14 protein-coding genes are annotated in these 15,141 nt (G+C 41.3%); 10 read left to right on the top strand and 4 right to left on the bottom strand.

Features of this window, described 5'->3' with window-relative positions; all coding sequences use genetic code 11:
- Positions 1-671: 671 nt before the first annotated feature.
- The 3 genes from MKI85_RS02670 to MKI85_RS02660 form a co-directional block, all read right to left on the bottom strand.
- Positions 672-1,019 (bottom strand): hypothetical protein, encoded by a 348-nt coding sequence (locus tag MKI85_RS02670; protein WP_241624722.1) that lies wholly within the window; start codon positions 1,017-1,019, stop codon positions 672-674.
- 206 nt (positions 1,020-1,225) lie between these two features.
- Entirely contained in the window at positions 1,226-1,888 is a 663-nt protein-coding gene (locus MKI85_RS02665; protein ID WP_241624720.1) for a hypothetical protein, read from the bottom strand.
- Positions 1,889-1,975: 87 nt separating this feature from the next.
- Complete coding sequence (locus MKI85_RS02660) at positions 1,976-2,674, bottom strand: exonuclease domain-containing protein (protein ID WP_241624719.1); 699 nt, start codon at positions 2,672-2,674, stop codon at positions 1,976-1,978.
- A 236-nt stretch (positions 2,675-2,910) separates the two neighbouring features.
- Between MKI85_RS02660 and MKI85_RS02655 the strand changes: the two genes are divergently transcribed.
- The 9 genes from MKI85_RS02655 (at position 2,911) to rapA (ending at position 13,155) form a co-directional block, all read left to right on the top strand.
- Entirely contained in the window at positions 2,911-4,137 is a 1,227-nt protein-coding gene (locus tag MKI85_RS02655; protein WP_241624718.1) for an alpha/beta hydrolase, read from the top strand.
- 154 nt (positions 4,138-4,291) lie between these two features.
- Positions 4,292-5,545 carry a serine hydroxymethyltransferase gene (glyA, locus tag MKI85_RS02650; protein ID WP_241624717.1) on the top strand — a complete coding sequence of 418 codons (1,254 nt, stop codon included), beginning with the start codon at positions 4,292-4,294 and terminating at the stop codon, positions 5,543-5,545.
- Positions 5,546-5,711: 166 nt separating this feature from the next.
- Entirely contained in the window at positions 5,712-6,116 is a 405-nt protein-coding gene (gene rnk, locus MKI85_RS02645; RefSeq protein WP_241624716.1) for a nucleoside diphosphate kinase regulator, read from the top strand.
- 136 nt (positions 6,117-6,252) lie between these two features.
- The gene (thiE, locus tag MKI85_RS02640) at positions 6,253-6,873 is read left to right on the top strand and encodes a thiamine phosphate synthase (RefSeq protein ID WP_241624715.1); all 621 of its coding nucleotides are present in this window, start codon (positions 6,253-6,255) and stop codon (positions 6,871-6,873) included.
- 40 nt (positions 6,874-6,913) lie between these two features.
- Positions 6,914-8,215 (top strand): glutamate-1-semialdehyde 2,1-aminomutase, encoded by a 1,302-nt coding sequence (hemL, locus tag MKI85_RS02635; RefSeq protein WP_241624713.1) that lies wholly within the window; start codon positions 6,914-6,916, stop codon positions 8,213-8,215.
- 62 nt (positions 8,216-8,277) lie between these two features.
- Positions 8,278-8,691: a GlcG/HbpS family heme-binding protein gene (locus tag MKI85_RS02630; RefSeq protein ID WP_241624711.1), complete on the top strand. Its 414-nt coding sequence runs from the start codon at positions 8,278-8,280 to the stop codon at positions 8,689-8,691.
- A gap of 4 nt (positions 8,692-8,695) precedes the next feature.
- Complete coding sequence (locus MKI85_RS02625) at positions 8,696-9,400, top strand: phosphopantetheine-binding protein (RefSeq protein ID WP_241624709.1); 705 nt, start codon at positions 8,696-8,698, stop codon at positions 9,398-9,400.
- Positions 9,401-9,531: 131 nt separating this feature from the next.
- Positions 9,532-10,173, top strand: coding sequence for an RluA family pseudouridine synthase (locus MKI85_RS02620; RefSeq protein ID WP_241624707.1), 642 nt, complete (start codon positions 9,532-9,534; stop codon positions 10,171-10,173).
- Between the two features lie 144 nt (positions 10,174-10,317).
- Positions 10,318-13,155, top strand: coding sequence for an RNA polymerase-associated protein RapA (gene rapA / locus MKI85_RS02615; protein WP_241624705.1), 2,838 nt, complete (start codon positions 10,318-10,320; stop codon positions 13,153-13,155).
- Between the two features lie 75 nt (positions 13,156-13,230).
- Here rapA and fabR read toward each other — a convergent pair whose 3' ends face one another.
- Positions 13,231-13,926 carry an HTH-type transcriptional repressor FabR gene (gene fabR / locus MKI85_RS02610; protein WP_241624703.1) on the bottom strand — a complete coding sequence of 232 codons (696 nt, stop codon included), beginning with the start codon at positions 13,924-13,926 and terminating at the stop codon, positions 13,231-13,233.
- A gap of 138 nt (positions 13,927-14,064) precedes the next feature.
- Here fabR and MKI85_RS02605 point away from each other — a divergent pair, with 138 nt between their 5' ends.
- Entirely contained in the window at positions 14,065-15,132 is a 1,068-nt protein-coding gene (locus MKI85_RS02605; RefSeq protein WP_241624701.1) for a ferredoxin reductase, read from the top strand.
- Positions 15,133-15,141: the final 9 nt, after the last annotated feature.

The raw sequence follows: 15,141 nt of genomic DNA, 5'->3' as shown, positions 1-15,141 counted from the left end.
GACTCATATATCGAGAGTTCCTATTCATGAAGTTTCTCTTATTTATAAGAGGGGCTTTTGAATGTCATATATATAAGTAAAGCCTTTACTTAAAAATGTTAATCACTTGCTATCTTGTGATAGATGGAGTTCATCAGTTCACTCTTGATGGTTGATCGAGTTATTCATTATTTTTGATGATTGCAAAGTATGGGACTTTGAAGCAGTGCGGTGTGTTTACGCAGCGCATTCGAATAGAAGCCAATAATAAAACTGATGTATTTCAAAGCTGTGACGGTGATCAGTACAGTGAAAGTTTAATTTATTGTTTAGGTCCGAATCGACGAGTGGATGTCGATTGGTGAAAGGCTCAATATTAAAATATTTGATGGCTTTTTAGTCAATATGGTTTTGATATAACGCTTGTAGCTTAATGTCACAGCCACTTGCCAATTAAAGCGCATCGTCCTATATTAAAACTACAGTAGCTAGCAACACTAAGAGCTACGAAGTAGTTGGACGGATCATTGACAGCTAATTGAATTTGCAACGTAAAGTTCAAATAAAAAATCAGCACTAGCCATCCAACATAAAAGAACTCGCAGAAATGCGAGTTCTTGCTGTTTGTAGTATTCAATTTTAAACCATAATATCTTTGATGGCTTATCTATAACGAGCTTAATTTTTTCAGTTTATTTCAATTGTAGTTCTACATCATATTTCCCAAATTCTTGAATCAGCTCTTTCAGCATTTTTATAGCAATCGTGTTCTTTGTATTTGGATGCAACTCTATGGCTTGCTCGCCATCAAAATAGCTCATTGTTAGGATTTCCCAGTAATGATCAAGCGTACTTTGATGAATTTCTAGATTCAGTAACTGCATGTTCTGGTTCATTTGCTGCGGAATCACACTACGAATAATCAGTTGTAGTGTTTCATTGTTTTCTCTACGTGCAGGAAAAGTAATAACCCAATTACCCACCTTTTTCAGTTGTGCGGGATGATCATCTGGATGAAAAACAAGGTGGAGTGGCTTCATGGCTTGCCCTAAAATTGTTCTATTTCACCGATATTGTTTCCAAAAGCTATAACGCTTAAGTAGAAGGATTGGCACACCAAGCGTTGCATGAAATATTTAAAATTGAAAAAGTACGCCAAGATTCTAATAAATATAAGCTTTTAAAATTTATAAATATGCTGCTAAGTGTTCATTCCACTGAGCTTAAACAAAATATCTCTTAAAATTTATGCTGGATTGAGCCGTTGCAGTGAGAAATTAATCTGATGCAAAATCCGATTTAACTCTTTCGGTGGAATGCGGGTTTCTTGTAATTGGGTAATCCACTGCATTTGGCAGAGTTTTAAAGACCGAAGATCTTCGGCACCTTGAATGCGCAGCACCAGCTGTTTTGCCATCAGCCCACAATATTTTTGTAGAAGCTGCGCCATTAAATATTTTACATCCTCAAAATCCAGTGCAACTGAATCTTCAAATTCAGGTTCAGTGGGTTCTGGGTTAGCAGATTGAACAATCTGGTCATGAGAAAGTAATGCCGCCTGAGGGGACGATTCAGGTATTGCTGCTAGCTGAGCGTTGGGTTCAGTAGTTGGTGTGAAAATAGGATTTGATGCATGCTGAGTTGCTGAACTTTGCGGTTCAGCTACCGTTTGCACAGTTTGAACATCAGGCTTATCCATAGCTTTAACGCTGGAAGCCATAATCAGCCCCATTTCGCTCAGTTGTTCAATCAATTCAGGTGGAGCAAGACGCTGCTTGAAGATTTCGTTCATGGACTCAAAATCTTCAGTTCCGATCAGAACCAGTAAGCGGCGTTGACGTGCATTTAAAGGCAAGCTACGTTGTTTTAGTGCGTCATGTCCTAGTTGTGTTTTAGAATAGTGAATCATGTCTTAATTTATTCCATGAGATAAATTAAGCAGACTATACTGCGTGAAAATTACACTATTGTTAAAATTTAATTACAAATCATAGATTTATAGTGTAACTAAATTCACATTTTCTAGCGCTTTACGTAGGTATGGATCTAGATCATCTTGACGCAATAACCACTGTATATAGTCAGCCGGTAAATCGGCAATATTGGTGCCGCGATGCTTGCCAAAGTTAATGCTGCGCGGAATACGTGCATCTTCAGAAGCCGCATACAGTTCTTCCATGCTGTTAATATTCAGTTGATGCACGATATGCATCAAAATATTGGCAGTCAGAATAATATCCATATCGGCACGATGCGCTTTTTTAATCATTTCTCGCGCTTTTTCACTGCCTTTACTGATCATATAAATTAAGGCAGAAATATTGTGGGCTTCGGCATCTGGCCAGACACGACGTGCCAATGCCAATGTGCAGATTGCTTTAATCGAACTGGTATTGACACCGCATTTCTCAATTGCCCGAATATCATAATCAATATTATGTCCAATAATGTATTGTGTATCGGGTGGTAGGGTAAAGGTAGTGTAGTGCGGTTGATTCTGTAGATCAGATTCAAGAATATGATGTACAGCCATCGCAGCAAAAGAAATAGGTTCATCGACACTATAGAGTTGGTCAAATAATTTTGATTTATCTAAGGTCAGTTTGCCGTTCTGAACATCAATAGGTGCATATGCAATTTCAATCGGTTGACCATTTAAGGTATGAGTTTCTGTATCCAGAATAATGGTTTGCATATGGAAATCCTAAGGTGCTGCTGAATGGCTCAATTTAACATTTTCAAGCATCGTGAAACAAATATAAAGGAGGGGTTTAATCCGTTCATTTGATATTTTTACTTTAGAAAACGGCTAAATTGGCATTATTCAGATTGAATTTAAAATAAAATTGAACAGAGATAGAAAAAGGCGTAAAAATAAAACGTTGCTGAGAATGAAGCAAAAAACAATAAAAATTGAATAAGGAAATAACCATGCAGAAAAAATTGCTGATCGCGATTTTCACCAGTTCCACCCTGTTGTTGAGTGCCTGTCATGATGATGATCATGATTCTTATGTTTCTGGCGATAGTATTCCTAAAAATAATATTGTGAACCCAGTGGTGACTACACCAACTGCTTATACCTTAACGGATATGTCTGCAACTGCGGGTGAAAGTGTGGTCATGACCTATAAAATGCTTGGCATGAACAATACTGAGGTTCAAGCAACTGCGTTGGTGTTTACCCCTAAAACAGCACCACCTGCTAAAGGTTGGCCAATTGTAGTTTGGGCACATGGCACAACGGGTGTAGCCGATATTTGTGCACCGAGTCGAAATCAGTTGAATAGTTATATTCAGGCAATGATTAATGGTTTCTTGGCAGCAGGTTATGTTGTTGTTGCACCAGATTATGAGGGTTTAGGTGAACCTGCCAATGATGAATTACATCCTTTCTTGAATGTAAAAAGTGAAGCCTTTTCGATTACTGACGCAGTTGTGGCAGCACGAAACTATTTAGGCAATAAAGTTTCAAATCGCTGGATGACGGTTGGACATTCACAAGGTGGGCATGCCGCATTAGCTGCAGCACAATATCAATCTCGGGCACAGCTAGACTATAAAGGCACAGTTGCTGTTGCACCTGCCTCGAATCTTGAGTTGATCTTAACAGTCGGTGAGGGTCTTGCCGCACAGCAAACAGATTTAAGTGAAAAAATTACTACCTTAGCCTCATTAGATACCTTTACGGCTTTAATTACTGCGGGATTACGTAATCCAAATCCAAGTTTGCAGTATAGTCAGGTGTTTAAATCCCCAACCGATCAAATTGCCGATAATGCTGAAACTGACTGTTATATCTCTTTGGGGCAAGAGTTTGGTCTAGGTATGCTTTCTTATGCGCAAAATAATGCAGGGGATATTAGTAATTATCCGCGAACACAAAGTAACTTTATGACGTTGTCCCCAGTTAAGAAATTCCTAGATAGTGATTCGCAACCACTTCAAGTTAAAATTAGTACGCCAATAATTATTTATCAGGGTGCGCTAGATACGACAGTGCCAAAAATTGCGACCGATACGCTGTTAAGTGGAGAGGCTGCGAAAAATTCATCTATTTCTTATCGGACTGGACCGACATGGGATCATGGCACAGCGTATGTGTTGAATATTCCGAATATTTTAGTAGATGTACAAACACTAATGCCAATTCAATAAGTTGGTTTGAACAACTCGGCTCATGTTTTTATCTGCATGAGCTTTTTTTATGTAAAACAGCGCAAACTTCATTCTCAAAATTTACAAACTTCATGCTACAATACGCGCCAATCTTAGCACGGCTTAAAAGCCCTAAATACATAGGACCTCGCTAATGTTTGCCAATATCTCTATTGCTGAATTTGATCCAGAATTAGCTCAAGCAATTTCTAACGAAGACGCTCGTCAAGAAGCTCATATTGAGTTAATCGCATCAGAAAACTATTGCTCACCAGCAGTAATGGAAGCTCAAGGATCAAAACTCACTAACAAATATGCAGAAGGCTACCCAGGCAAACGCTACTATGGCGGTTGTGAATATGTAGACATCATCGAACAATTGGCAATTGACCGTGCTAAAGAATTATTTGGTGCTGATTACGCTAACGTTCAACCACATGCGGGTTCACAAGCAAACTCAGCAGTTTATTTAGCTTTACTTAACCCAGGCGACACCGTTTTGGGTATGAGCTTGGCTCACGGTGGTCACTTGACTCACGGTGCGAAAGTAAGCTTCTCTGGTAAAACGTATAATGCAATTCAATACGGTCTAAACCCAGAAACTGGCGAGATCGATTACGAAGAAGTTGAGCGTTTAGCAGTTGAACACAAGCCACGTATGATCGTTGCTGGTTTCTCTGCGTATAGCCAAATCGTAGATTGGCAGCGTTTCCGTGAAATCGCAGACAAAGTAGGTGCTTACCTTTTTGTTGATATGGCTCACGTTGCTGGTTTAGTTGCGGCGGGTGTATACCCAAGCCCAGTACAAATTGCTGACGTTACCACGACGACGACTCATAAAACTTTACGTGGTCCGCGTTCTGGTTTAATCCTTGCGAAAGCGAATGAAGAAATTGAGAAAAAACTTCAATCTGCTGTATTCCCAGGTAACCAAGGTGGTCCATTAGTTCACGCAATCGCTGCTAAAGCAATTTGCTTTAAAGAAGCAATGGCGCCAGAATATAAAACGTATCAACAACAAGTGGTTAAAAACGCTCAAGCAATGGCTGAAGTTTTAATCGCGCGTGGTTATGACGTTGTTTCTGGTGGTACAGAAAACCACTTGTTCTTGTTGTCTTTAATCAAACAAGACATTACGGGTAAAGATGCGGATGCTTGGTTGGGTGCTGCTCACATCACTGTGAACAAAAACTCTGTACCAAATGATCCACGCTCTCCGTTTGTGACTTCTGGTATCCGTATTGGTACTCCAGCAGTTACGACTCGTGGTTTTGGTGAAGCAGAAGTTCGCGAATTGGCGGGCTGGATTGCTGACATCCTAGATTCAAAAGGTAGCGAAACTGTCATTGCAACAGTGAAAGCGAAGGTTGAAACTGTATGTGCTAAATTCCCAGTATATGCAAAATAATTTAGATTTTGCTTGAGAAGCCTCCCTCAAGGGGGGCTTTTTTTATAGCTATACAAAATGCCTATCATCACCATTCTTCATTTTCTGCTATAAATAACTGAGTAAGTGAAAATAAAGAACATACAACGTAAAACTTAAAACATAAATTTTTGAGAAGGACGGTTTTATGGATAAACCTACCATTATTGTTTCTGCACAGGATCTAAATCGTTTAGAAACCATGTTAGAGCATCAATCTAAATTAACCCCTACCATGGAACATTTGGAAGATGAGTTGGCACGTGCGAATGTAGTTGCCCCGCAAGATGTTCCTGCCAATGTTGTGACCATGAATGCACGGGTATTGGTGATTATTGCCCCTGAAACGACTGCAACGGAAATTACCTTGGTTTATCCGCACGATTTTCGTGGCGATAAAGGACAGGTCAATGTACTGGCGCCCGTTGGTGCTGCAATTTTGGGGCTGGCTGAAGGTCAGGAAATTGAATGGCCGCAACCCGATGGACATTTAATGAAAGTCAAAATTGAACGCGTACTGTATCAACCAGAACGCGAAGGCAATGATTTATAAGTTTGGCGCTGAACATACGGAATTCGCGCAAATCTGATCTTTCGTAAAGCCATCATAATGCTATGATGGCTTTTTTATGAAATCTTAGAATCTATTTAGAGGTAGATTCTTTAAACAGTTGTGGATAGGCGTTTTTATGCGTGGTTTATACCTCATTACCAATGATGATCCTTTAAATGTATTACTGGAAAAATTACACGCCGCTTTGGCAACAGGGCACGTTGCAATTCTGCAGTATCGCCGTAAAAAAATAAGTCAGGCAGATCAACCAGCGGAAGTCGAACACATCAAAGCATTATGTGAGCAATACCATGTGCCGTTTGTGATTAATGACGATTTGGCTCTTGCAGAACAATACGGATTGGGTGTGCATTTGGGGCAGGATGATGGTGAAATTGCCGATGCAGTTGCACGTTTACCACAAGGCGTCATTATTGGACGTACCTGTTTAAACTCCTTAGAGTTGGCTGAAAAAGCTATTGCTGAAGGGGCGAGCTATGTGGCTTTTGGTGCAGTTTATGCCACAGCAACCAAACCTGAAGCAGGGAATGTCGGGATTGAGGTGATTGCTCAGGCGAAGCAGAAATTTGCTGTACCGATTTGTGCAATTGGTGGCTTAACTGTTGAAAATTCAGCGCTTGTGATCAGCAAGGGGGCAGACCTTTGCGCAGTAATTAGTGATATATTAGCGTTGAATGTAGCTGACATCCCATCTCGTGTGCATGCATGGACACAGTTATTTGCTGAAACTGCATAATGTTGTAAGTCGATTATTTTCTTTTTAGGTTGAGTGATTCATGAGTTTATCTCCAAAGCAAGAACAACTATTTAAACAAGCCAGTAAGCATATTCCAGGTGGGGTGAACTCTCCTGTACGCGCATTTAATGGCGTGGGTGGTACACCTGTTTTTATTGAAAAAGCGCAAGGTGCCTATTTGTTTGATGTGGATGGTAAGCGTTATGTAGATTATGTCGGCTCTTGGGGACCGATGATTCTTGGACATGCTCATCCTGACATTATTAAAGCGGTGCAAGAAGCTGCGGTGGATGGTTTGAGTTTTGGTGCACCGACGGTACATGAAACGACCTTGGCAGATGTGATTTGTGAAATCATGCCATCGATTGAAATGGTTCGTATGACCAACTCAGGGACTGAAGCTACTATGACTGCCATTCGATTGGCACGTGGTTATACAGGTCGTGACAAAATTGTCAAATTTGAAGGCTGTTACCACGGGCATTCGGATTCGTTATTGGTGAAAGCGGGTTCAGGCTTACTGACCACAGGTGAAGGTGAAGCGACTTCTGCGGGTGTACCTGCCGATTTTGCCAAGCACACGTTAACTCTGCCGTATAACGACATTACAACACTCAAAGAATGCTTTGCAAAATTTGGTGCTGAAATTGCAGGTGTAATTGTCGAGCCAGTTGCAGGCAACATGAACTTGGTAAAACCTGTTGAAGGCTTCTTACAAGCGATTCGTGAAGTGTGTGATGAACATGGTTCCGTCTTCATTATTGATGAAGTGATGACAGGTTTCCGTGTTGGACTGGGTGGTGCACAAGCACACTATGGCGTTACGCCTGACTTAACCACTTTAGGTAAAATTATTGGTGCAGGTCTGCCAGTAGGTGCTTTTGGCGGTAAACGTGAAGTGATGGAATGCATTGCACCATTGGGTAAAGTGTACCAAGCGGGCACCTTGTCAGGTAATCCTTTGGCGATGCGTGCAGGGATTGAAATGTTCAAACATCTGCGTCAACCGGGGTTCTATGAAAACTTAATTGCTCAATTAGAAAAATTGCTGGTAGGTTTACAGCAAGAAGCTGATGCTGCGGGAATTCCTTTCAAAACCCAACAAGCAGGAGCGATGTTTGGTCTGTACTTTACCGATCAAGAAGACATCACCAGTTTCGATTCGATGATGAAATGTGATGTGGCGGCTTTCCGTAAATTCTTTCATGGCATGTTGAATCGTGGTGTGAACTTGGCACCATCAGCATTTGAAGCTGGCTTTATTTCAAGTGCGCATAGCGATGAAGATATTGCATTTACCATTCAAGCAGCTAAAGAAACTTTTGCTGAAATGAAAGCGTAATCCATTTTGAATGTCTTAAAAGCCTGTGACTGAGTTGCAGGCTTTTTTATGCAAGGAAAAAGATGAAAACCAAACATTGTTTAGACTTAGCTGATGCCGAATTTATTTTAAATGCAGCCTATGAATACGCTTTACAACACGGCTTTGCTGTTAGTATCGCCGTGGTAGATGAAACGGGCTGCCTGTTGAGCATGAAACGTATGGATGGGGCATCGCCAATGACTGCTCGCTTAAGTCATGAAAAAGCACAATGCTCTGCTATCAGTAAGCGTCCAACAAAATTGTTTGAAGATTTAATCCGTAATGGACAACAGGGTTTTCTTAGCGTAGAAAGTATTTCGGGAATGCTTGAAGGGGGTGAGCCGATTTTGTATCAGGGACAGCTCGTAGGGGCAGTGGGCATTTCTGGGGTGAAATCATTCCAAGATGCAGAAATTGCACAATATGCGATACAACAATTTTTGGCACAGGTCTAGGCTAATGTTTTATCCCTTGCCGAAAAAGATCCAGCTAGCCGCTTCATCAGCCAATTGGTCGCTGAGTTCTACACAAAGTGTTTTGTTGGTCATTGGTTTGCAGCAGTTACGAGCCGAAGCAGATTGGATCAACAGCGAATTGGCATCGAATGTTCAACGTTGTATACAAAAAGCCCAAGCGCTTGATGTTCCAATCTTGGACTTGGATCTCACCAATCCAGCTGAGACTATGCAACGCTTGGGTGAGCATCTGTCTAATCGACAACAGTTGGTGGTGACTGGCTTAATTACTCCAGTGGTAAAGCAGCTTTTAGAACATATTCATTCGGTAAGCGAGCAGATCTGTGTTATTAATGATGCAATAACCCTCCCGAATCTCGAGCAGCATGTGCAATGGATCGAAAAAATCAGCTCACAGCACATGTTGCATATGAATACACAAAGTTTGTTACGACTTTGGTCGCTTAGTGCGCCAAGAGAATTTATCTTGTCCGAGAGAGGTATTCTTTATGCTGTTGCAGAAGCTTTAGGAATGCAACCTTTAGAACTGGATTTAGGACAGGATTTACTTGCGTATGCATTAGACTCTGTTGCAATCATGAGTTTGGTGGGACTATGGCGAGCCAATGGCGCGAATATCAGTTATGAAGATGTATTGCATAGCCAGAATTTAGGAAAACTGATTAAGCAGTTAACGGTACATTCATAATACGGGCATAATCAGCATTTTTTTGGATATAATCGTAAAAAACGCTGACTTTTATCTTATTCTGCATTGTAATTTTTGAGTGAGCTTTTTATTATTGCCCGCTTGTTTGCACAGTCAGCTTGGAAAATCTCTTGAGTCAATTTCTGAATGAACATCTGATCCACCGTGATGAGGATTTTATGGTAATCCATAAACCTGCGGGGATACTTACAGTGCCAGGAAAAACGGCTGACTTGCAAGACTGTGTGATTAATCGGTTGCTACAAGAAGAACCGAGAACCTTGCTGATTCACCGTCTAGACCGTGATACTTCAGGCATCTTGGTTTTTGCACTCTCTAAATTCGGGCAAAACCGAATTTCTCGTCAGTTTCAAGAACGACAAACTTCAAAAATCTATCAAGCAGTTGTGGCTGGGCATTTACAAGGTGAAGGAACGGTAGATGTGCCTGTGATCTATGATCCAACGCGTCCGCCTTTGCACATTGCCGATCCGAGTCACAATAAGCCCGCATTGACACACTGGAAGGCGACTGAGCATTTTGAAATGCGAGGTCAAGCGGTAACCCGTGTGGCACTGACACCGATTACAGGTCGTTCGCATCAGTTACGTGTACATATGCAGTACTTAGGACATCCAATCGTAGGGGATACGCTGTATGCCACACCCGAGCAGCTATTGTTGGATCGTTTATGTCTGCATGCTGAACGCCTGAGCTTTCTTCATCCGAAGACCGAGCAGTTGGTTGAGTTTTATTGCCCAGTGCCATTTTAAGGCGAAAAAAATACGCTTCAGATTCGAATAAGCCCACTTTTTTAGTGAGCTTTATGTCAAAATATATTGCTTAAAGACCTGAAATTTTGTTCAAATAATATTCTGTTATGAGCAATTATTTCTTGGTCTACATTTGAGATAAAGGTGGAAAAATTGCAGCAATTTGCTATTGGTCAACGTTGGTTATCTGACACAGAAACAGAGCTTGGCTTGGGGGTTTTAATCGACGTGGATGAACGATCGATTAGTATCTTATTCCCTAAAAGCGATGAAACGCGTGTATATGCCCGCAACAATGCACCTCTATCTCGTATCGTTTTTAATACGAATGATGAAGTCCACGATCAGGAAGGCACGCAATGGCTAGTCGAGTCATTAGAGCATAATCATGGTGTGGTGCGTTATGCTGTGGTACGTACTTTAGATGATGGTTCTCAAGAACGTAAAACGCTGAATGAAACCCGTATTGGGGCGCAAATCCAGTTATCGAAGCCATTAGACCGTTTATTGGCAAGCCAGATTGATTACAAAGAATGGTATGACCTGCGTATTGAAGCCATGCTGATGCAAGCCAATATGCAAAGCAGCCCATTACGTGGTTTGGTTGGTGCCCGTGTTGGTCTGATTCCGCATCAACTTTATATTGCGCACGAAGTGGGTAAGCGTTTTGCACCGCGTGTTTTATTGGCAGATGAAGTAGGTCTGGGTAAGACCATTGAAGCGGGTTTAATTATCCATCAACAATTAAAAACGGGTCGTTCTGAACGTATTCTAATTTTAGTCCCTGATTCATTGCAGTATCAGTGGATGATTGAAATGCGTCGTCGTTTCAATTTAGCGTTCTCTATTTTTGATTTAACGCGTACTGCATCAATCAAAGAACATGATCCAGACCTCAATCCATTCTTGACCGAGCAATGCATTATTGCCAGTGTTGACTTGATGATTGACCATGATGACTTGCGTGAACAAGCGCTTGAAGCTGGTTTTGATCTTCTGGTGGTGGATGAAGCCCATCACTTGATGTGGAATGAAGAAGAAGGCGGCAATGATCGTTATGATCTAGTGGAAGAGTTAGCGGAGCAAACACCAGGTGTTTTACTCCTGACTGCAACACCAGAACAACTGGGTGTAGAAAGTCACTTTGCCCGTTTACGTTTGCTTGACCCACAGCGCTTTAGCTCGTTAGATCGTTTCTTGGATGAAGAAGAGAAATATCAACATACTGCTAAAATTGCTGAAGTGTTGATGTCGAATTTACCACTCGAAGAAACCCATTTAACGGCAATTGAACAGTTATTGGGTCATCGTATTACAGATGAACCTGAACAACGTTTCCGTGCAATTCATGAGTTATTAGACCGTCATGGTACAGGTCGTATTTTATTCCGTAATACGCGTGAAGCGATTCAAGGCTTCCCAGGTCGTGATTGCCAGCCTGCACCACTTCCAGCACCAGAGAACTGGTCTAAAGATGGTAAATTGCGTGAACAAATGTGGCCTGAAGAAGCCCAGTTGGATGGCGCATGGATGGAGTTTGACCCACGTGTGGGTTGGCTGATGGAAATGCTGCGTACTCAGCTCAAGCACAAAAAAGTGTTATTGATTGCACGTAGTGGTCCTGTGGTGGAAGCTTTGGAAAATGCGTTACGTTTACATGCAGGTATCCGTACTGCCATGTTCCATGAAGGCATGAGCTTGCTTGAGCGTGACCAAGCTGCGGCATATTTTGCTGAAGATTCTTATGGTGCGCAGATTTTACTCTGTTCTGAAATTGGTTCTGAGGGGCGTAATTTCCAGTTTGCTTCTGATCTGGTTTTATTTGACTTGCCAGCCAACCCAGATGTGTTGGAACAGCGTATTGGTCGTTTAGACCGTATTGGTCAAGAAAACCGTATTCAGATTCATGTGCCATATTTGGAAGGCACTGCACAAGAGCGTATGTTCCGTTGGTATAACGAAGCATTGAATATTTTCAGTAATATTTCACCGACAGCGCAAACCTTACAAGAAAACTTCATTGTGCATTTAAAAGACTGCTTGCTTACTGATATGGGGCAACAGTTTGAAGACTTGCTGGAAGAAGTGAGTGTGCAACGTGAAGCGCTTGAGGCTGAATTACAAGCAGGGCGTGACCGTTTACTGGAATACAATTCATGCCGTCCAATCGTGGCACAAGAAATTGTGCAAGCGCTTGAAGATTATGATGACAATACCACTTTGCCAATGTTTATGAAGCGTTTCATGGCTTCAACTAACATTGATTTTGATGAGCAAAGCAATGGTACAGTGATTATTAAACCGACAGATCAAATGCAAGTTCAAGGTCTCACCTTGGATGAAGAAGGCATGACTGCGACCTTCTATCGTGATCAAGCGCAAGTGCGTGAAGATGCACAGTATTTGACTTTGGAGCATCCATTCACTGAAAGCGTGATGGAAATGATCAATACGCAGGCCTTTGGTAGTACTAATGTCGCGATTTTAAAGTCGAATGCATTAAAGCAAGGTTCAGTTTTGCTTGAAGTGTGGTTTAAGGTCGATGTGATTGCGCCTAAAGCATTGAATCTGCCATCGAGCTTGCCACAGCAATTGATTCGCGTATTGCTTAGTGAAAATGGTCAAGATTTATCGATGAAGATCGAACCAAGTATTTTGAAGCCATATTTACATCATTTAGACAGCAACAGTTGCCGTCAAGTGGTGAAAGCACGTCGTGACGTGATTGAAGAGCGCTATCAACAAGCCTTGAATATTGCCAAAGCCGCTTTACCAGATATGAAGCAGCAAGCCAAAGAGATCTATGGTGGAAAATGGCAATATGAAATTGACCGTTTAAGCTATTTGAAGCAATTTAACCCAAGTATTCGTGAAGATGAAATTACACGCTTACAAAAATTGCAAAAAGAAGGCATCGGCTTATTGGATGGCTTATCTGTTACACCAGAAGCCATTCAGGTCTTGGTTGTGGTTAAACCTTAAGGTTTAACTTTCGAACTAGAAATAAAAAAAGCACCATTAGGTGCTTTTTTTATTGGAATGAATGCATTTCTGAGTTTAACGAATTTGCGATTCATCCAAATGGCGTGCGCCTTCTAAAATCATACGAATCATGATCATGGTTTGTTCAGCGACAGCCTTGCGCTCATGATTGGGTAAATCAATCACTTTGGCACCCATATGAAATACCAGTTGGGTGATGGCTTTGGCTGCAAGTTCAGGATGTGCCATTTTACTGTGATTGAGACGTTCTAAGCGAATCAGGTCATCTTTGAGTTCTTGCTGGAAGAAATTTAGTTGGCGATCGACCGCTTGTTTATAGGATGTAGAGCCTGTATAGCCCTCACGTAGCAACAGACTTAAATTACCTTCATCCGTATTTAACTGTTCAATAAATACTTCCACCGAACTACGAATGATGCCACTTTGCTTGATTGCTTTTAAGCGTGCTTCATGCAAAATTTGGCGCAATACAATCCCTGAGCGGTCAATCAACTCAATCGCGAGTTCATCAATGTCTTTGAAATGTCGATAAAAACTATTTGGAGCAATGCCAGCTTCACGTGCAACTTCACGTAGGCTTAAAGAGGCAATACTTTTTTCTGGTCCAATCAGTTTGAGTGCTGCTTGGAATAATTCATCTTTCGTAATGGTAGCTTTACGACCGACAGAACGTACTACAACGGGTTCATGTGCCGGATTTAGCTCATGTGTTGTAGTGTCGAGTTTTGCTTTGATCGAAGGCTGGTTCATATTTTTCAATAGATTAAATGCTTTTTTGCATTATAGCCTTTACTGTGGATGAAGTGAAATGAATAAAAAAGGACGAATATATATACAAATATATATACACGTGTATAATAATTAAAAGTCAATTGCGTGGTCCTCATTATGTTCATGCTAAAAAAATCGAATTCTCCCCTTAATTTTTTAGTCGACAGTGTTGTTAATCAACATTCGTTGAATTTCTGGTTGCAAAAAGTCAATCCACTTTGGTCTGTTGATCAGGCACTCGGTAAGATTGTTCAAAAAGACACTACGGCAGATGAAATGGTGAGTTTGACCATTGAAGTCAACCGTCATTTCAAAATGGGACAAGCAGGTCAACATCACCCTGTGATGGTGGATGTGAAAGGCGCGCGTTATGAGCGTACCTATAGTTTGACTCAGATTGATGCGCAGCATGTGTTGCTTAGCGTGAAAAAAGTTGAACAAGGTAAAGTCAGCAATTGGTTAATCAATCAAGCTCAAGTTGGCGATGTGCTTGAATTTGGTCAGCCTTATGGTGATATGTTGTTGCCTGAACAAAATCAACCGTTGATTTTGTTGGCTGCAGGTAGTGGTATTACTCCAATGTACAGTTTGCTGACTGCATTAAGTAAGTCAGAACAACTGCGTGACCGTAAAGTACATGTGATGTACTGGGTTAAACACTATGCAGATTTCGCCTTTAAATCATATTTTGAACAATGGGCGCAGCAATATCCTCAATTTTCTTATCAAGTGTTTTATACCCAAGAAGAAAAAGCGGATCCACGTTTAAACGAAGCTCAAGTTGATGTCTTGACCGATATCGATCAGTCAGTCGTGTATGCCTGCGGTCCTTCAGGTTTCGTTCAGCAAGCAGAACAGCTGTTTGCTCAAGCGCAACTTTTCAAGAGTGAAGCATTTAGCATGACTCCTGTGGTAAATGACGACACAGGCTTTGTGAATGTGACGTTAAGCAAATCCAACAAAGTGGTTGCGATTCCACGCGGACAATCAATTTTGGTGGGTCTAGAACATGCCAACGTGAAACCGACTTATGGTTGCCGTATGGGTGTTTGTCATAAATGTGTATGTAATAAAGTACAGGGCTCAACGCAAGACATACTGAATGGTCAACAAAATAGTGAGCCAAGTAATCCATTAAAACTATGTGTAAGTTCTGCAAAAACAGATCTTGTGATTGATCTATAAGAGAGTTCA

Origin of the sequence: Acinetobacter zhairuonensis (assembly GCF_022601715.1) — a bacterium.
Lineage (GTDB): Bacteria > Pseudomonadota > Gammaproteobacteria > Pseudomonadales > Moraxellaceae > Acinetobacter.
The sequence above is the reverse complement of the archived record's forward strand: the minus strand, read 5'-3'. Positions and strand labels throughout refer to the sequence as shown.